Genomic DNA, 17,994 nt, shown 5'->3' with positions numbered 1-17,994 from the left:
ATGGCACGCGCCTACCCAACGGCTGGGATCCCGGAACCGCCGGCCAGCCACGGAGAACGGAGGGTCATGGCCGCGCAGAGCACCATCGAGCAACCGGAGCCGACCGCGCCGGCCCGCACCCCCGTGCCGGCCGCCCGCCGCCGGGACCCGGCCGGCGCCGGCCTGCTCCGCCTCGTCCAGGGCACCTGGCGTCCCGCCGCGGTGCTCGCGGCGATCTTCGTCGTCTGGTGGGCGGTGACCGCGGCCGAGCTGGTCAAGCCCTACCTCGTCCCCTCACCGGGCGCCACACTGGACGTCGTCCTCGACCAGGGCAGCTACTTCGCCCACCACACCTGGATCACCACCTACGAGACGGTGCTGGGCTTCGCCATCGCGATCGCGGTCGGCGTGCTCTCCGCCGTCGTCATGGTCTACTCCCCGACGGTCGAGAAGAGCCTCTACCCACTGCTGCTGTTCGCCCAGGTGATCCCCAAGATCGCCATCGCGCCGCTGTTCATCGTGTGGCTCGGCTTCGGGCTTTCCCCGAAGGTCGTCGTCGCGGTGCTGATGGCCTTCTTCCCGATCGTCATCTCCACGGTCACCGGCCTCAAGTCGATCGACCCGGAGATGCTGCAACTGTCGGCGACCATGGGCGCGGGCCCGGGACAGACCTTCGCGAAGATCCGCTTCCCGGCCGCCCTGCCGCACCTGTTCGCCGGCCTCAAGGTCGCCGCCACGATGGCCGTCACCGGCGCCGTGGTGGGCGAGTTCGTCGGCGCCAACGAGGGCCTCGGCTACGTGATCCTGCAGGCCAACGGCAACCTCGACACCCCGACGCTCTTCGCCGGGCTGCTGATCATGTCGCTGCTCGGCGTCGTCCTGTTCGTGGTCGTGGAAGTGCTCGAAAAGTTCGTCCTTCCATGGCACGCCAGCCGCCGTACCGACGCCGCTACGACGTCGCTCTGAATAGGAGACCCCGCCCCATGAAGTTGCGCAGCATCGCCGCCGCGCTCGTGCCGGCCCTCGCACTGGTCACCATCACCGCCTGCGGCTCGTCCTCCGACGAGCAGAGCAAGAACGCCCAGGGCCAGGACAAGGTCACCCTGACCCTCAACTGGTACCCGTACGGCGAGCACGCGCCGTTCTACTTCGGCAAGAAGCAGGGCATCTTCGCCAAGCACGGCATCGACCTGACCATCCAGGCCGGGCAGGGCTCGCAGAAGACCATCCAGGCCACCGCGGCCGGGCAGACCGACTTCGGCTGGGCCGACACCCCCGCCCTGCTCTCCGCCGTCGGCCAGGGCATGGACGTCAAAAGCGTCGGCGTCTTCCTCCAGACCACCCCGTCGTCGGTGCAGTTCTTCACCGACAAGAACATCAACTCCCCCGCCGACCTCAAGGGCAAGACCATCGCCTCCACCGCCGGCGACGCGCTGAGCAAGACCTTCCCGGCCTTCCTCAAGGCCAACGGCCTCAGCGACGGTGACGTGACCCTGCAGAACACCGACCCGGCCGGCAAGATGGCCGCCGTCATGTCGGGCAAGACCGACGCGCTGCTCGGCTTCGCCACCGACCAGGGCCCGACCATGCAGGAAAAGGCCGGCAAGCCGGTCTCCTACCTCAAGTTCGCCGACCACGGCCTGACCTTCTTCAGCAACGGCCTGATCGCCTCGGCCGACACCATCAAGAACAAGCAGGACCTGGTCAAGCGGATGGTCGCCGCCAGCAGCGAGGCCTGGGCGGCCGCCGAGGGCAACCCGACCGGCGCGGTCGAGGCCATGCAGGGCGCCTCCCAGCAGCTGCCCTCGGAGAAGGTGCTCACCGAACAGTTCAACGCCACGCTGCAACTGCTGCACACCGACGCCACCAAGGGCAAGGCCCCCGGCGTCAACGACGAATCCGACTGGACGAAGACGATCAACGTCTTCGCCGAGGCCGGCGTGATCAGCAAGGCCGAGTCCCCGGCGACCTACTGGGACGCGAGCTTCGCGCCGAAGGGATGAACCCGATGACGGTCGGCAACACCACCACGCAGCGGCCCACGGACGCCACGGCGACCGGCGCCGCGGTCGAGATCGACCAGGTCGCGGTCCGCTTCCGCACCAAGAAGAAGGACGTCACCGCGCTGCGCGAGGTCTCGCTGCGGATCGAACCCGGCGAGTTCGTCTCGATCGTCGGCGCCTCCGGCTGCGGCAAGTCCACGCTGCTCAAGCTGGTGTCCGGCCTGCTGCGGCCGTCGTCCGGCCAGGTCCGCCTGCACGGCGAGGACGTGCGGGGGCCGCGGCGCGACATCGGGTACGTCTTCCAGCGCGCCGCACTGCTGGAGTGGCGTACCGCCCGGCGCAACATCCTGCTCCAGGCCGAGATGCGGCGCATGCCCCGGGCCGAGGCCCGCCAGCGGGTCGACGAGCTGATCGCGATGACCGGACTGACCGGCTTCGAGGACGCGTACCCGAACGAACTGTCCGGCGGGATGCAGCAGCGCGTGGCCCTGTGCCGCGCGCTGCTGCACCGCCCCCCGGTCCTGCTCATGGACGAGCCGTTCGGGGCCCTGGACGCCCTCACCCGCGAGCAGATGAACGTCGAGCTGCGGCGCATCTGGCGGGAGACCGGCACCACCGTCCTGCTCGTCACCCACTCCATCGCCGAGGCGGTCTACCTGGCCAACCGGGTGATCGTCATGACCCCTCGACCCGGCACCGTCGCCGAGGTCATCGACGTCGACCTCCCCGTCGAGCGCGACTACGGCCAGACGATGTCGGAGCCCGCCTTCGCGCACGCCACGGGACGCATCCGGGACCTCCTGGGTGCGACGACGACCGCCGAATAACCACCGGACCTGGGAAGGAAACACACGTGGAGCGCACGTCTATCGGGATCATCCTCAACGGCGTGACCGGACGGATGGGATACCGGCAACACCTCGTCCGGTCCCTGCTCGCCATCCGCGAGCAGGGCGGCCTGCCCGCCCGGGACGGCAGCCGCATCTGGCCCGAGCTGACCCTGGTGGGCCGCAACGAGGCCAAGCTCGCCGAGATCGCCGCCCGGCACGGGCTGACGTCGTACACGACGGACCTGGACGCCGCGCTCTCCGACGACTCCCACCACATCTACTTCGACGCCCAGGTGACCGCGCAGCGGGAGAAGGCCATCCGGGCGGCGATCGAGGCGGGCCGGCACGTGTACACCGAGAAGCCGCTCGCCGAGGGGCTGACCGGCTCCCTGGAGCTGGCCCGGCTCGCCGCCGCCCGGGGCGTCAAGAACGGCGTGGTGCAGGACAAGCTGTTCCTGCCCGGCCTGCGCAAACTCAAGCGGCTGGTCGACGGCGGATTCTTCGGCCGCATCCTGTCCGTACGCGGCGAGTTCGGCTACTGGGTGTTCGAGGGCGACTGGCAGAACGCCCAGCGGCCGAGCTGGAACTACCGCACCGAGGACGGCGGCGGCATCGTCGTGGACATGTTCCCGCACTGGCACTACGTGCTGGAGCAGATCTTCGCCCCGGTTACCGCGGTGACCGCGCACATCGCCACCCACATCCCCGAGCGCGTCGACGAGACCGGCCAGACCTACCGGGCCACCGCCGACGACGCCGCGTACGGCATCTTCGAGCTGGCCGGCGGCATCACCGCGCAGATCAACTCGTCCTGGGCGGTGCGGGTCTACCGGGACGAGCTGGTCGAGTTCCAGGTCGACGGCACCCACGGCAGCGCCGTGGCCGGGCTGCGCGAGTGCCGCATCCAGCACCGGGGCGCCACCCCGATGCCGGTGTGGAACCCGGACCTGCCGGCCACCGAGAACTTCCGCGGCCAGTGGCAGACCGTCCCCGACAACGAGGACTTCGACAACGGCTTCAAGGTGCAGTGGGAGGCGTTCCTGCGCCACGTCGTCGACGACGAGCCGTTCCCGTGGGACTTCCTGGCCGGCGCCCGCGGCGTGCAGCTCGCCGAGGCCGGGCTGCGCTCGGCCCGGGAGGGGCGGCGGGTCGAGATCGAGGAGATCAGCCTGTGACCGCCCGGATCACCCTGCCCGGCACGGGTGGCGGGACCGAGGTGCTGACCCTGCGGGAGCCGGCCGGCTGGCAGCGGCCGGCCGGGCCGCCGGCCAGCCGGATCGCGTACGCCGCGGCGCACGTGGTCGCCGACCCGTACGCCGACAACGCCCCCGGCCAGCCCGCCCGGCTGGACTGGGACGCCACCCTCGGCGTACGGCGCAACCTGTGGTCGTGGGGGCTCGGCGTCGCCGAGGCGATGGACACCGCCCAGCGCGGGATGGGGCTGGACTGGGCCGCCACCCGGGAACTGATCCGGCGTAGCGCCGCCGAGGCCGCCGCCTGCGGTGGACGCATCGTCGCCGGGGCGGCCACCGACCAGCTCACCGGCGTGCCCGACACCCTCGACGAGGTCGTCACCGCGTACGCCGAGCAGGTCGCCTTCGTGCAGGAGTGCGGCGCGACCGCGGTGGTGATGGCCAGCCGGCAGCTCGCCGCCCTCGCGACCGGCCCGGACGACTACCTGCGCGTCTACGAGCAGGTGCTGCGGGGCACGAGCGCACCGGTGGTGCTGCACTGGCTCGGCGACATGTTCGACCCGGCGTTGACCGGCTACTGGGGCTCGACCGACCTCGACGAGGCGACCAAGACGTTCGTGTCGCTGGTGGCGGCCCACGCCGACGTGATCGACGGGGTGAAGGTGTCGCTGCTGGACGCCGAGCGGGAGGTACGGCTGCGCGCGCTGCTGCCGGCCACCGTCAAGGTCTACACCGGCGACGACTACCACTACCCGGAGCTGATCGCCGGCGACGGCCAGCGGTTCAGCCACGCCCTGCTCGGCGCGTTCGCGGCCATCGCCCCGGCCGCGTCGGCGGCACTGCACCGCCTCGACGCCGGGGACACGGCGGGCTTCCGGGAGATCCTGGACCCGACCGTGCCGCTGTCCCGGCACGTCTTCGCCCCGCCGACGCAGTACTACAAGACCGGCATCGCGTTCCTGTCCTGGCTCAACGGCTTCCAGCCCGGGTTCACCATGGTCGGCGGGCTGCACAGCGGGCGCGGTGTGCCGCACCTGGTACGGGCGTTCCGCCTCGCCGACGCCGCCGGCCTCCTGCTCGACCCCGACCTGGCCGTGGCGCGGATGCGCGGGTACCTGTCCGTCGCGGGGGTGACCGCGTGAGTCAGCGGACCAGCGGCGGCGCGTGGCGAAGCGGAGCCCCGGCGTGAACGCCGTCGACCCGCGCCTGGCGCGGCTGTCGCTCAACCAGCGCACCACCGAGTCGTGGTCGGTGCGCGAGGCCGTCGCCGGTTGCGTGCGCGCCGGCATCCCGGCGATCGGGCTGTGGCGGGAACCGGTGGCCGAGATCGGGGTGCGGGCTGCCGCGAAACTCGTCGCCGACGCCGGGCTTCGGGTGTCGTCGCTGTGTCGCGGCGGCTTCCTCACCGCCGACGGCGACGCCGGCCGGGCCGCGCTGGCGGACAACCGGCGCGCGATCGACGAGGCGGCCGGCCTGGGTACGGACTGCCTGGTCATGGTCGTCGGCGGGCTGCCGCCGGGCTCCCGCGACCTGCGTGGCGCCCGGCAGCGGGTCGCCGACGCGCTCGCCGAGTTGGCCCCGTACGCGGGCGAACACGGCGTCCGGCTGGCCCTGGAGCCGCTGCACCCGATGTACTGCGCCGACCGGGCCGTGCTGTCCACCCTCGGGCAGGCGCTCGACCTCGCCGAGCTGTTCCCGGTCGAGCAGGTCGGCGTCGTGGTCGACACCTTCCACATCTGGTGGGACCCGGACGTGTGGCGGCAGATCGCCCGCGCCGGTGCGCGCATCGCCAGCTTCCAGGTGTGCGACTTCCTCACCCCGCTGCCGGCCGACGTGCTGCTCGGCCGGGGCATGATGGGTGACGGCCACATCGACTTCCCGCCGTTCCGCCGGGCCGTCGAACAGGCCGGCTACACCGGCGACACCGAGGTCGAGATCTTCAACGCCGAGGTATGGGCGACCAACCCCGACGAGGTCCTCGCCACCATGAAGGACCGCTACGTCCGGCTGGTGCTGGCCGACTGATGCGGATCGTCGTCACGCCGGACTCGTTCAAGGGCAGCGTCACCGCCGACGCCGCCGCCCGCGCATTGGCGGGCGGCTGGCTCACCCGCCGGCCCGGCGACGACGTACGGCTGATCCCCCTGGCCGACGGCGGCGAAGGCACGGTCGACGCCTTCGCCGCCGCCCTGCCCGAGGCCGAACGCCGCACGGTGACCGTGCCCGGACCCGACGGGCGTCCGGTGACCGCCGTCTGGCTGGCGCTGCCCGACGGGGCAGCCGTGCTGGAACTCGCCCAGTCCAGCGGCCTGCCGCTGATGGCCGCCCCGGATCCGCTCGGCGCGCACACGTACGGGCTCGGCGCGGTCGCCCGGGCCGCCCTCGACGCCGGGGCCACCCGCCTCGTCATCGGCCTCGGCGGCTCCGCGTCCACCGACGGCGGCACCGGCGCGTTGCGCGCCCTCGGCCTGCGGCTACGCGACACGCGGGGCCGGGAACTGCCGCTCGGCGGCGCCGCGCTGGCCGACCTGGCCCACGTCGACACCGGCGAACTGCTCCCCGCGCCGCCCGGCGGTGTCCAACTGCTGGTCGACGTGACCGCGCCACTGGCCGGGCCGGCCGGTGCCGCCGCCGTGTACGGGCCGCAGAAAGGCGCGCAACCGGCCGACGTGACGCTGTTGGACGCGGCGCTGCGCCGGCTCGCCGGCCTGGTCGGCGGTGACCCCGACAAGCCGGGAGCCGGCGCAGCGGGCGGCACCGCGTACGGGCTGGCGGCGCTGTGGGGTGCGCGGATCGTCCCGGGCGCGACGACCATCGCGGAACTGGTCGGGCTGCCGGACGCGCTCGCCGACGCGGACCTGGTTCTCACCGGGGAGGGCCGGTTCGACGAGACCTCACTGACCGGCAAGGTCGTCGGGTCACTGCTGGCGGCGGCCGAGGCTGCCGGACTTCGCGTCGGGGTGGCCGCCGGACAGGTCAGCGGGCCGGTCCCCGGTTCGGTGTCGGCGTCGGTGTCCCTGGTGGAACTCGCCGGTTCCGTCGAGGCGGCGCTGCACGACCCGGCCCGGTGGTTGACCGAGGCCGGTGCCGTGCTGGCAGGCCGGCTGGGCAACGAGCAGATGTCCGCCGTCGGCTGTTAGCCGCCGGATCGCTGCCCGGCCGGCCTCCGCTCGTCGGGGCGTCAGACCGCCGTCCCGGGAGGGGACTTCAACAGCGTCGCCGCCTCGGCCGGGTAGCCGCCGCGCCCCGCCCGCAGGGCCGTGGCCGCGATACGGATCAGGTCGATGTTGACGCCGGCGGCGCCACTGGGGTCGTGCACCTTCAACCGCACGTCCAGGCTCACCGCGGTTTCGCCCCAGCCCTTCGCCTCGATGTTGAGGTGGGCGATCTTCTCAGATCCCAGCTGCGGCAGATACCCGAGGGGAGCCAGTTGAACCTTGTCCGACCCCAGGGCGTTCAGTTTGGACTGCTTCTTGGTGTTGGAGTTCTCGACCAGGTTACGGAAGTCCTCGGTGCCGCCCAGGTTGACCTGATACGAACTGACCAGGGTGAGGCCGCGCTCTTCAAGTAGCCGCAGCAGGGTGTGATGCAGCACGGAGGTGCCGAACTGGCTGGCCAGGTCATCGCCGATCAACGGCAGGCCGGCCTCCTCGAAGCGCCGGAGCCATGACGGCTCCCGGGCGACCGCGTCCGAGGTCGTGTTGACGAACGCCACGCCCGCCGTCAGGGCCGCCTCGGCGTACGCCTGAGCGGTCTGCGGCCTGCCGCTCGGCGCCGAGTAGAGCAGCACCTCGGCGCCCTTCAGGGCGTGCGCCACCCGCTCGATCTCCGTCGAGTCCACGAGACCGCGTTGCACCGTCACGCCCGAAGGCGGAAGTTCCGCGGCAAGACGGGGAAAGTTGTTGGGCGGCAGGAAGATCGCCTCGTGGAGGTCCTTACCCACCTTGGCGTCGGAGATGGCGAAGGCCGCGACGACGTCGATGTCACCGACGCCCAGTCCAGAGATCTCCGGCCGGTGAATGCCCACCAGGCTGCCGGTGTCGCGATAGAAGGAGATCCCCTGTACCAGCGCCGACGTGTTGTTACCCACCCCGACGACGGCGACCCTCACCTTTTCGATCATGGAGTGAGGGTACCGGGACCGGCGTCAACGACCTCCCGTCGCGGCCGTACGGGGCCAACAGGGTGCCCATCCGCCGCCACCGCACCCGCCTCGCTCAGACGCGGCGGGGCGGCGGCACATCCGCGCCGCCGCCCCGCGCTGGTCGCCGGTCAGGCGGCCGGCGTACCGGTCACCGTGAACAGACGGGTACGGCCGATGTTGTCGAACGAGCCGAAGCCCACCCGGCCGGAGGTGAAGGTGCTGTCCTTCGCGGTCAGCAGCGGATCCTTGTGCCCGTCGACGTAGACGGCGATCTCACCGGTGGCGGGCAGGTGCACGACCCGCACCTTGTGCCAGTCGGCGTCGGTGATGGCCGGGTTGGCGCCGCGGGAGCGCCCGTTCCACTGCTGGTCGATGCGTTCCCGGTCGGCGTTGTCGACCTTGAAGATGCCGTTGTGCGGGTAGATCGAGTTGTCGGTGGACAGGTGCGCGTAGTAGTACTGCGTGTCCGACTGCCAGCCGAACACGATGATCACGTCCCGGTTGGTGACCTCGACCGGTGTGTCGAGGCGTACCCGGGCGTCGATCTGCATCGACGACCAGGCCGGGCCCTTGGTCAGGATGGCGTACTCGAACGGCCGGCGCGGGCCGGGGCGGCTCACGCCCTCCTCCGCGAGGATCACCTGGTCGCCGTCGAACTGCCACTTCGACGGGGTCACCGGCGCCCAGTTCGCCGCGCCGCCGGTGTGGACCACCTTGCTCTTGCCCACCTCGCCCTCCGCGACCGTCCTGGTGCCGACCACCTTCCAGATCTTCCCATTGGCCTTGGCCAGGATGTAGAGCTCGCCAGCCGCGTCGGTGCCGAAGCGCAGGTCGACCCGGTTCGGATCGCCGGGCGCGCCGGGCGCCGAGAGGTCCTGCATTCGCACCGGGTCACCGGCGGTGGTGTACAGGGCGAGACGGTGGATCGGCGCGAGCCCGGTGCCGCGGCGCATCTCGTTCGCCTCGGTGTAGAGGACGCGGCCGTCGACGAGGTCACCGAAGACGTACTTGCCCTTCAGCGCCGGCAGCGCCCTGCCGCGGTAGACGAACCCGCCGGCCACCGCGACGCCGACGTCGGAGGTGCAGTTCCAGCCCGGGGCCGGGTCGTGGTCGTACGCGGCCACCGGGTACGTGTAGCCGTGGCTCGCGTCGTCGGCCGGCAGCGGGTAGAGCTTGTCGCAGGGCTTGGTGGACGCCTTGTCGAAGACCCACGAGCCCTCACGCTCGCTCCAGCCGAAGTTGTCCCCGGCCCGGACCTCGTAGATCGCCTCGACGGCGTGCTCGCCGATGTGGCCCAGGAACATCCGGCCGGTGGCCCGGTCCCAGCTGAACCGGTGCGGGTCGCGGAAGCCCACCGCGTAGATCTCGCCGAGCGCGTCGGCCTGGCCGACGAACGGGTTGTCGGCCGGGATCCCGTACCGGCCGTTGGGCGAGTTGGTGCCGCGGGGGTCGATACGCAGCAGCTTGCCGTGCGGCAGGCCCATGTCCTGCGGGTCGCCGTTGCGGTAGCCCTGCCCGCCGTCGCCGACGGCCAGGTAGAGCATCCCGTAGTCGGCGTCGTCCGGCTTGGCGGTCGGGTTGAAGTTGATTTCCTGGATGCCGTGGATCTGGCCGCCGAAGCCGATGCGCAGCAGCTCCCGGTGGGTGCCGGTGAAGGTGTCGGCGGCCGGGTCGGTGGTCGTCCACTCGGTGATGACGCCCTGGTAGATGGTGTTCGGCTGGGCGTAGTCCGGCGTCCTGGTGGCCAGCGACGCCTGCTCGGTGTGGATGGTGTAGAAGCGGCCGTTGCGCGCGAAGTCCGGGTGGAACGCCACGTACCCGAAGCCCTGGCCGAGGCCCCGGCCGGAGAAGAACTGCGGCGCGAAGGCCGCCGCCACGTCCAGGTAGACGTGTGGCACGCCGTCCTCGACCAGGTACAGGTTGCCGTTGAGGTCCGGCACGGCCCGGCGGCCGGAGCCGTCGGGCAACTCGCTGATGGTGTTGATCCGGGCCTTGCGTACCAGGCGCTGGTCGGTCGGTGCCGGGTTCGGGTCCGACTGCGGGAAGCTGGCGTACTCCTGCAGCACCAGCCCCAGCCGCGACTGGTCCGGCGTCTCGGGGATCGGGTCGTAGACGGCGCCGGCGGCCCGGGCGGGGCTGGCGACCAGGGTGGACAGGACGAGGGTGGCGGCGGTGACTCCGGCGGTCAGTGCGGCTCTGCGGAGCCGGCCGGCGCTGCCAGCGCGAATGAACACGCGGTTTCTCCTTCTCGGTGGAACGGTGCCGAGGGACGGTCAGTGGGCCATGTAGCGGTACTGCTTGGCGATGTCGCCGGCCGGGATGACGCTGTCGAGGAACATGAGGCCGTCCATGCGGCAGTCGCACGGGTTGTTCTCACGGGTGTTCTGCGGGAAGCTGCCGCCGATCTTGATGCCGCGCGGATCGGTGGCGCTGGTGACGTACGGGCCGGGCCCGGACAGCTTCCACGGATCACCGGCGGTGGTGTAGAAGCCCTCGACCGGCTCGCCGTTGCGGTAGAGCGCCATGGTGCCGCTGGTGAAGTCGAAGGTGGCCGCCAGGTGCACCCACTCCCCCTTCGGCAGCAGGTTTCGCCAGTCCTCGACGGCGGCGAAGGTCTGCGAGGACCCGCCGTCGAGGCGTCGGCCGAGGGCGACCAGGCGCAGCTCGCCGTTGACGTCGATGAGCTCGAGCAGCGCCCGTACGGCGTGCCCGTCGGAGTCGCCGGTCAGCACACCGGCCAGGCCGATCGCGTTGTACCGGTCGGTCGGGTTGGCGGTGTTGGAGTTGAGCGCCGGGCCGTCCATCTCGCGCTTGAACCAGCCCATCACGGTGGTGCCCTCGGCGCCGCTGAACGCGCGCAGCGTCCGTACGCCGCTGGACGACCAGATGCCGGCCTTCCAGTCGTCGTTGCCGGCGACCTCCGGGTTGACCTGCCGGGTCTGCAGCGCGTTGCCGCTGCCCTTGTACGCGCGATCCGGCACCCGCATGTCCGCGCCGCCGTTGACCAGCTCGATCTCGGTGCCCGAGCGGCCCAGGTCCCGCTCCAGCGCGGCGTCGCCGGGCACCGGGTGGTCGAAGTCGTAGAAGGCGACCAGGTGTGACCACAGTGCGGGGTGCACGTCGTGCGGCCCGGGCCGGTCGGCGCGGGCGGGGCTCGCCACGGCGGTCAGGGCCAGCCCCAGCAGGGCGGTGGCCGCGATGGCGGCCCGTCTGCTTCTCTTCATCGGACGGTGCTCCATTCGTCGGTACGCGGTGATGGCCGCTGACGAAAGCGCTTACGTGACCAGGCGCGGGGCCGTGCTCGGTAGCTGGCGTCGGAGGATACGTCTGAACTGGACTGATGACCGCTCAGTCGCCGTACGGCCGAGGTGAGGCTCGCCTTGCGACGGTTGAGCAACGGCGGTGCCGCGCGCTACGAAAGCGCTTACGTAAGCGCTTTCGTAGCCTATGCTGTGCCTTACGCCACAGGCAAGAGCGCGGTGCGGATCAATGTTTTCCGAGGAGTCAAGGATGCCCAGACCCGGTCCCCGGCTGCGCCTCGTCGACGTGGCCGAACGCGCCGGCGTCTCGCTGGCCACCGCCTCACGCGCCCTGGCCGGCCGGGAGGGCGTCAGCGAGGAGGTGGCCGACCGCGTCCGGCAGGTCTCCCGCGAACTCGGCTACGTCGCCAACCCGTACGCCCGCACCCTCGCCGGCGGGGCCAGCTCCACCGTCGGTCTGATCGTGCACCAGATCGACGACCCCTACTTCTCCGAGATCGCCAGCGGGGTGCTCGAACTCGCCGCCGAGGAGGGGCTGCTGGTCCAGATCGCCCACTCCGGCCGCGACCCCGACCACGAGCTGCGCCAACTGCGCCACCTCATCGCCCAGCGCGTCGGGATCATCCTGATCGCCGGGTCCGGCTACGACGACCAGCGCATGGAGACCGAGGCGCGCACCGAACTCGCCGAGTTCCAGCGCGCCGGCGGCCGGGTCGCCGTCGTCGGCCGGCACAGCCTGGGCGTCGACGCCGTCCTACCCGACAACGAGGCCGGCGGCCGCGCCATCGGCGCGCACCTGCTGGAGCTCGGGCACCGGCGGATCGCCGTCGCCGCCGGGATCCCCGGACTTACCACGGTGGCCGACCGGCTCACCGGCGTGGCCGCCGCGCTCGCCGAACACGGGCTGACCCTCGACGAGCTGCCCGTCGTGCACAGCGACTTCACCCGCGACGGCGGCCGGATCGCGGCCGAACAGATCCTGCGCGAGCATCCGGAGAGCACCGCGATCATCGCCCTCAACGACGCGATGGCGATCGGCGTGCTGTCCGCCCTACGGGCCCACCGCGTGCCGGTGCCCGAACGGATGTCGGTGGCCGGCTTCGACGACGTGTCCGTCGCGGCCGATCTCGCGCCGAGCCTCACCACGGTACGCCTACCGATGACGCAGATGGGGCGCATGGCGCTCGGCCTCGCCCTCAAGCCACGCACCACCCGCCCGCGCCGCCGGTCCACCGGCCAGACCCTGGTCGTACGCGACTCGACCGGCCCCGCACCGCAGAACTGAGCCCGCCTGCGCGGCGGGGTCGAGCACCGAACCACCGCCGGCGGGTTTCCCGTGCCGAGGCCCGGGAACGCACCGGCATGGCCGATTCTTTCGTAGACGAAGACCTGGCGACATTGCGGGCCATCGCGTACGCCGCCGGGATCCCGGACAGCGACCGGATGCCACACGACGACCTCGTCGCCGCGCTGCGCCGGGCCGGCCTGGCCGAGCCGACCGGCGGGCCGATCGACACAAGTCTGACTGAACCGGGTGCTCCCGGCACGAACGAGGGCGTTCACCACGGCCAGGGCGTGGGGCGACGCGAGTCCGTCGGTGGCCCCGCCGCGCAGACGGCCGCATCCCGAACGGGTACGCCGAGACCGGGACGTTCGGGCACCGACCACTGACCGGCGCTGCCGACCAGTTCGACAGCCACCACACGGGAGGCGACATGAGCGACGACATCAACCGCGTGGCGAAGGCCCGAGCCGACCACCTGGCGGGCGAGACCGCGCACGGGCGCATCGACGACCGCGGCGTGACGCGGGGTCGTACCGGGGATTCCCGCGCCGCCGGCCCACCGGACGGCACCGGCACGGTCTCCGGGACGGAGGGCATGCCCCGCAGCGACCTCAACCTGGGTGACGAGAGCACCGGCGGCCGGGCCGCCGAGCAGGCGATCGGGGCCCGCCCCGGGGAGTCCGGCACCGAGATCGAGGACCGCACCGAACGGTGACGGCACGGCGTCGAAGGGCGGCCCCGCGCGGCGGGGTCGCCCACGTCCCGTTGCCGTCCGTTCCCTACCCTGGGCGCATGCTGTCGCAGGTCAAGGGCCTGTCCCGTCACTTCACCGAGGAGAGCCTGCGCGCCTACCTGCTCGGCCGGTCGGCCCGCCGCGACGACGGCTGCCTGATCGTGCGCGGATACGGCGAACGACGCGGCATCCACCAGAAGCTGGCCGGGCGGGCGTGGGCGCACATCGCCGCGTACGTGGTGTTCGTCGGCGGCTACGATCCCGACCTGGACGTGGACCAGCGGTGCGGCGTGCCGGACTGCATCGAGCCCACCCACCTGCGCCAGCTGAGCCGGGCGGAGAACTGCCGCTCCCGCCGCCGCGGCGACCGGTGCCGCAACGGGCACGACCGGGAGGTCGACGAGGCGACCGGCCAGTACCGGCAGGTGTGCCGGATCTGCAACCAGGAGGCCCAGCGACGCTGGCGGGAACGCCGGGCCGCCGAGGTCGCGCAGGCCCGAGCCCGGTACGGCCGCGACCCGGACTGATCCGGGCCGGCGCCACCGGCTACCTGCTCAAGCCCTGTCCCGGCGGACGTTGATCTGCGCCGGCCCGGTGACGTCGGTCAACACCCGTCCCGGCCGGCGGCTGTTACGGAGGTTGCCGGACTGCGGGGCATGACGACCAGGCCCGTCGGGTAGAAGTAGGCCTCCGGCGGCTTCGCCGGTCCGCGCCCACCGGCGAAGCACGGCGGCGATCGCCCGAGGGGTCTCTCCTCACCGAGGACTCCGCCCGCCCCTCAGCCGATGAAATGTCACGGCCGTGCGTCGAGGAATCGTGTGATCGCAGCCGCGACGGCTCGGTGGTCTTCGAGCATCGGAAGATGGCCCGTACTGACGTCGTTCTGCCAGGCTGCGCCGAGTTGCTGGGCGCATCGTTGTTGCAGCGCCATCGGCAGCTCATGGTCGTCGGCGGTGCGCAGGTAACCGCGCCACCCGCTCCACGACCGGGGCGCGGTCCGGTCTCGGTAGAGGGCGGGTGACTCGGGGGTGAAGTCGGCGATGATACGGTCGGCGACCTCCTCGTCCACACCATGGGCGAGGCCGCGTCTGATCACCGAGTCCGGTGGCCGGGTCCCGGCGAGTCTCATCACGGCACTGAGCACCCACCGGTTCGGCACCGGCATCGCCGAGACGAACGATCCTCCCGGCCGCGGGATCACGGCACTGATCGCCAGGAACGCGCTGACGCGTTCGGGCGCGAGCCGGGCGACTTCGGCGCCGATCACACCACCGGCCGAGTGCGCGACGATCGCGTACCCGCCCGGCGGGGCCGAGTCGATGGCCGCCTGGGCGTAGTCGCGTAACCGGGCTCGGCCGCCCTGGGGTCGGGAGGCGACACAGGTCTGCTGCCCTTCGCCGAGCTCGCGGCGGACGTCGTCCCAGATCCAGGCGGGAAGCCCGGCGCCGCTGAGGAACATGATCGGATCGCGTGAGGTGCTCATGGGATCATCGTCGGCGCCAGCGATGTCACCGGTATGTCACTATTTATTGGATGAACCGCACCGACCGTCTCTACGCCTTGCGTGAGGAACTGCGGCGCGCGGGGCCCGCCGGCCGCTCGGCGGAACGACTCGCCGAGGTCTTCGAGGTCAGCGTCCGCACGATCAAACGAGACATCTCCGCTCTACAACACGGCGGCTTCCCGGTCTGGGCCCGCCCCGGGCCCGGTGGTGGCTACATCGTCGACGCCGCCGCGACCCTCCCACCGGTGAACTTCACCGACGCCGAGGTCTCCGGCCTCGCCGCCGCCGTGGCCGCCCACCGCGGACAGCCCTTCGACACCCACGCCCGCGCCGCCCTGGTCAAGGTGCTCAGCGTGATGGACACCCGCGCACGAGAGAACGCCACCGCGTTGAACGGTCGCATCTGGATCGACCACACCGACACACCCGGCGACGCCCGGACCCGACACGCGATCGAGCAGGCGCTCCACACACAACGCGTCCTGGTCGTGGACTACCGCGATCGGCATGGCACGCCCACCACCCGGCATTTCGATCCCGTGCTCCTGGCCCGCACCCATGGACACTGGTACCTCGTCGGGCGCTGCCACACTCGTCAAGCGATCCGCTGGCTCCGCCTCGACCGCGTCAGCGCCGCGCACCTGACAACCCAGCCCGCCGCCCGCATCCCCGTCGAAGCCGTTGGCACACCGCCCGCCACCGCCGAAGCCGTCGCCGAACTGTGACGCCACCCGCGTCCGCCACCACAGTCGACCGGCACCAGGCCCTCGGTAAGCCCTGAACCGCCCGCCCTGTGCACCATCCTGTCGCCTTACGCACAAGAACTGTCATTATGATGTAGCACCGATATGTCCGCATCTGCCCGGCCTATTTATCGGATTACTGTTAACGACAATCCGATAAATAGGCCGGGCAGGCTCGGATGGCACGGTGGACGCGCCGAGGCATCGGGGGGTGGACATCGCTTCGCGGGCCGCAGCTGGTTCGGTGAGCCCAACTAATGTCGCCGGGCGGGCCACGGTGGCCCGCCCGGCGACATTCCCACTAGTCCCCGGCCATCACGCTGAAGGTGAATCCAGCGCTCGTCCGACGGCGCAGCGGGATATCGCACTTGATCCGGCGCAGCACCTCGTTCCTGCTGAGGCCGAGTCCTTGCGCGATAAGCCGTTCCGGGCGCACCGGCACCGGATCCTCGAAGACGACCTCCACCTGGACCGGCCACGCCTCGTCGAGGCATCCCGACGGGGTGTCGAGCCGCCAGGCCCCCGTCCAGTCCAGCGCGAAGCGGCCGCGCCGGGCGAGTAGCGGGTCCAACAACCTGGACGCCACCAGTTCCTGATCATTGACGTGGTAGCCATGGAGTTCGGCCGGATCGAAGGAGCTGACCGACGCTCGCTCGTGCACGGCGAGCTTGCTCGTCCGATCGCAGGATACGCAGCGGACCAGCAGCCACACGTCCAGCAGCTTGCCGTTGGCGTTGACGCGGAACCTGCCCTCGCCGGTCGTGGCCCGCTCCGAGCGGCAGTCCACGCACCGCAACGACAGCAGAGGCAGCCTGGTCCGACGAACGACCCAGGGCAGCACAGTATGAGGTTGTGAAGACATGATCTCTCTAGACCTGATCTCTCGAGACCTGACACGAGGCCGAATACGCGCGGCCTCAAACGCCGTATGACCGGGTGCGCAAGGGCAGCCCGGCAGAACCGACGGGAGCGTCGGCTACAGGTGAGCGGAAGAAGGTGTCAGGTCTAGAGAGCAGGCGGGGTCACGCGGTTTTGTCCTCTGTCCTCACAGTGACGGGCCGCAGGCAACCTACGCGAACGCGGAAGGAAGGCTCAAACGGTTTTCCGACGGAGGTGGTTTACCAGGCCGTCCGGCGGATCCGTAGCGCGGCGGCGGTGAACGCGGCCGCTCCCGCGGCGACCAGGAACCCGATCGAGAGCGCTGGCGCCCCGGGCATGCCGGGTGAGCGCGTCGGTGTATCCCTTGCCCAGTAACCCGGGGACACAGCGGGGCGGGTGGGCCGGCCCAGTGACGGCAGTAGGGCAACCGGGATCAGCGCCTGAGGAACAGGACGGGTCAGCCGCCGCCGGTGTTCAACGCAGGGTGAGCCGATTCTCGGATTCGATGCGGGTCAGCTTCTCCGGGTTGCGGACGTAGTAGAGGCCGGTGATGCGGGCGTTCTCGATCCGGATCGCCATGACGCCGTCGATCTCGCCGTCTAGTCGTACGAGGAGGGCCGGGTTGCCGTTGACCACCGTCGGTTCAACGGTGAGTGTGCCGTCGACCCGGCCCAGACCACCGAAGAACAGACGCGACACCTTGTCAGCGCCGGTGATCGGACGTGGCACGGCCTGCTTGATGCCGCCGCCGTCGCCCACCAGGACGACGTCAGGGGCGAGCACGTCAAGTAGGCCCTGCAGGTCGCCGGTCTCGATCGCGCGCTGGAGTGACTCCACCGCCGCCCGGGCCTCGCTCGGAGAGACCACCTCGCGGGGGCGGCGGGCATCGACGTGTTGGCGGGCGCGGTGCGCGATCTGGCGGACGGCCGCGGGGCTCTTGCCGACGGCGGCCGCGATCTCGTCGTAGCCGAGATCGAAGGCCTCACGCAGCACGAAGACGGCACGCTCGGTCGGCGACAGTGTCTCCAGGACGATCATGAGCCCCATCGACACGCTCTCGGCGAGCTCGACGTCCTCGGCCACATCCGGCGTGGTGAGCAGCGGCTCGGGCAGCCAGGGACCGACATAGGCCTCCTTGCGGCGCTTCATCGTGCGCAGCCGGTTCAACGCCTGCCGGGTCGTGATCCGGACCAGGAAGGCGCGCCGGTCGCGCACCTGCCCCAGGTCGACCTTGGTCCACCGCAGCCAGGTCTCCTGGAGGACGTCCTCGGCGTCGGCCGCCGATCCGAGCATCTCGTACGCGACGGTGAAGAGCAGGTTCCGGTGGGCGAGGAAACTCTCGGTCGCCGGGTCAGTGGCGTGGCCGCTGATGGCGTTACGGTCGTTCACCAGAGGTCCGGCCATGGTGTCTCCCTCGTCGCTCGTGTTCGGCCCTGAGACA

18 protein-coding genes are annotated in these 17,994 nt (G+C 71.3%); 12 read left to right on the top strand and 6 right to left on the bottom strand.

Annotated elements, in window-relative coordinates:
- Positions 1 to 66: 66 nt before the first annotated feature.
- From GA0070604_RS15795 to GA0070604_RS15765, 7 genes are read left to right on the top strand one after another with little or no spacing between them, the layout of a single operon-like run.
- Positions 67 to 945 (top strand): ABC transporter permease, encoded by an 879-nt coding sequence (locus GA0070604_RS15795; protein ID WP_091118632.1) that lies wholly within the window; start codon positions 67 to 69, stop codon positions 943 to 945.
- A gap of 17 nt (positions 946 to 962) precedes the next feature.
- Entirely contained in the window at positions 963 to 1,982 is a 1,020-nt protein-coding gene (locus GA0070604_RS15790; RefSeq protein WP_091118631.1) for an ABC transporter substrate-binding protein, read from the top strand.
- 5 nt (positions 1,983 to 1,987) lie between these two features.
- Entirely contained in the window at positions 1,988 to 2,809 is an 822-nt protein-coding gene (locus tag GA0070604_RS15785) for an ABC transporter ATP-binding protein (protein ID WP_091127166.1), read from the top strand.
- Between the two features lie 26 nt (positions 2,810 to 2,835).
- On the top strand, positions 2,836 to 3,987 hold the full coding sequence (locus GA0070604_RS15780) for a Gfo/Idh/MocA family protein (RefSeq protein WP_091118630.1): 1,152 nt from the start codon (positions 2,836 to 2,838) through the stop codon (positions 3,985 to 3,987).
- Positions 3,984 to 5,147: a dihydrodipicolinate synthase family protein gene (locus GA0070604_RS15775; RefSeq protein WP_091118629.1), complete on the top strand. Its 1,164-nt coding sequence runs from the start codon at positions 3,984 to 3,986 to the stop codon at positions 5,145 to 5,147. The genes GA0070604_RS15780 and GA0070604_RS15775 overlap by 4 nt, the downstream gene beginning before the upstream one ends.
- 43 nt (positions 5,148 to 5,190) lie before the next feature.
- Positions 5,191 to 6,030 (top strand): sugar phosphate isomerase/epimerase family protein, encoded by an 840-nt coding sequence (locus GA0070604_RS15770; protein WP_244161922.1) that lies wholly within the window; start codon positions 5,191 to 5,193, stop codon positions 6,028 to 6,030.
- On the top strand, positions 6,030 to 7,145 hold the full coding sequence (locus GA0070604_RS15765) for a glycerate kinase (RefSeq protein ID WP_208602072.1): 1,116 nt from the start codon (positions 6,030 to 6,032) through the stop codon (positions 7,143 to 7,145). The genes GA0070604_RS15770 and GA0070604_RS15765 overlap by 1 nt, the downstream gene beginning before the upstream one ends.
- A gap of 41 nt (positions 7,146 to 7,186) precedes the next feature.
- On the opposite strand, the gene GA0070604_RS15760 is transcribed toward GA0070604_RS15765, so the two are convergent.
- The 3 genes from GA0070604_RS15760 to GA0070604_RS15750 all read right to left on the bottom strand — a co-directional run bounded on the left by GA0070604_RS15760 (position 7,187) and on the right by GA0070604_RS15750 (position 11,373).
- Entirely contained in the window at positions 7,187 to 8,128 is a 942-nt protein-coding gene (locus tag GA0070604_RS15760) for an inositol-3-phosphate synthase (RefSeq protein ID WP_091118626.1), read from the bottom strand.
- A gap of 149 nt (positions 8,129 to 8,277) precedes the next feature.
- Positions 8,278 to 10,383 carry a PQQ-dependent sugar dehydrogenase gene (locus tag GA0070604_RS15755; protein WP_091118625.1) on the bottom strand — a complete coding sequence of 702 codons (2,106 nt, stop codon included), beginning with the start codon at positions 10,381 to 10,383 and terminating at the stop codon, positions 8,278 to 8,280.
- A gap of 39 nt (positions 10,384 to 10,422) precedes the next feature.
- Entirely contained in the window at positions 10,423 to 11,373 is a 951-nt protein-coding gene (locus GA0070604_RS15750) for a LamG-like jellyroll fold domain-containing protein (RefSeq protein WP_091127165.1), read from the bottom strand.
- Between the two features lie 286 nt (positions 11,374 to 11,659).
- On the opposite strand from GA0070604_RS15750, the gene GA0070604_RS15745 reads away from it, so the two are divergent.
- The 4 genes from GA0070604_RS15745 (at position 11,660) to GA0070604_RS15730 (ending at position 13,954) form a co-directional block, all read left to right on the top strand.
- On the top strand, positions 11,660 to 12,694 hold the full coding sequence (locus GA0070604_RS15745) for a LacI family DNA-binding transcriptional regulator (RefSeq protein ID WP_091118624.1): 1,035 nt from the start codon (positions 11,660 to 11,662) through the stop codon (positions 12,692 to 12,694).
- 77 nt (positions 12,695 to 12,771) lie between these two features.
- On the top strand, positions 12,772 to 13,080 hold the full coding sequence (locus tag GA0070604_RS15740) for a hypothetical protein (RefSeq protein WP_091118623.1): 309 nt from the start codon (positions 12,772 to 12,774) through the stop codon (positions 13,078 to 13,080).
- Positions 13,081 to 13,124: 44 nt separating this feature from the next.
- The gene (locus tag GA0070604_RS15735; protein ID WP_091118622.1) at positions 13,125 to 13,409 is read left to right on the top strand and encodes a hypothetical protein; all 285 of its coding nucleotides are present in this window, start codon (positions 13,125 to 13,127) and stop codon (positions 13,407 to 13,409) included.
- A gap of 77 nt (positions 13,410 to 13,486) precedes the next feature.
- Positions 13,487 to 13,954 carry an HNH endonuclease family protein gene (locus GA0070604_RS15730; RefSeq protein ID WP_091118621.1) on the top strand — a complete coding sequence of 156 codons (468 nt, stop codon included), beginning with the start codon at positions 13,487 to 13,489 and terminating at the stop codon, positions 13,952 to 13,954.
- A 266-nt stretch (positions 13,955 to 14,220) separates the two neighbouring features.
- Here GA0070604_RS15730 and GA0070604_RS15725 read toward each other — a convergent pair whose 3' ends face one another.
- Complete coding sequence (locus GA0070604_RS15725) at positions 14,221 to 14,910, bottom strand: alpha/beta fold hydrolase (RefSeq protein ID WP_091118620.1); 690 nt, start codon at positions 14,908 to 14,910, stop codon at positions 14,221 to 14,223.
- Positions 14,911 to 14,960: 50 nt separating this feature from the next.
- On the opposite strand from GA0070604_RS15725, the gene GA0070604_RS15720 reads away from it, so the two are divergent.
- Positions 14,961 to 15,656, top strand: a complete 696-nt coding sequence (locus GA0070604_RS15720) for a helix-turn-helix transcriptional regulator (RefSeq protein ID WP_091118619.1) — start codon at positions 14,961 to 14,963, stop codon at positions 15,654 to 15,656.
- A gap of 319 nt (positions 15,657 to 15,975) precedes the next feature.
- On the opposite strand, the gene GA0070604_RS15715 is transcribed toward GA0070604_RS15720, so the two are convergent.
- Positions 15,976 to 16,461, bottom strand: a complete 486-nt coding sequence (locus GA0070604_RS15715; protein WP_244161921.1) for a DUF1062 domain-containing protein — start codon at positions 16,459 to 16,461, stop codon at positions 15,976 to 15,978.
- Positions 16,462 to 17,027: 566 nt separating this feature from the next.
- Positions 17,028 to 17,957, bottom strand: coding sequence for an RNA polymerase sigma-70 factor (locus GA0070604_RS15710; RefSeq protein WP_208602071.1), 930 nt, complete (start codon positions 17,955 to 17,957; stop codon positions 17,028 to 17,030).
- Positions 17,958 to 17,994: the final 37 nt, after the last annotated feature.

Source organism: Micromonospora eburnea (assembly GCF_900090225.1).
Classification (GTDB): Bacteria; Actinomycetota; Actinomycetes; order Mycobacteriales; family Micromonosporaceae; genus Micromonospora; species Micromonospora eburnea.
Note: the sequence above shows the minus strand (reverse complement) of the source record. Positions and strands in the feature narration are given on the sequence as shown.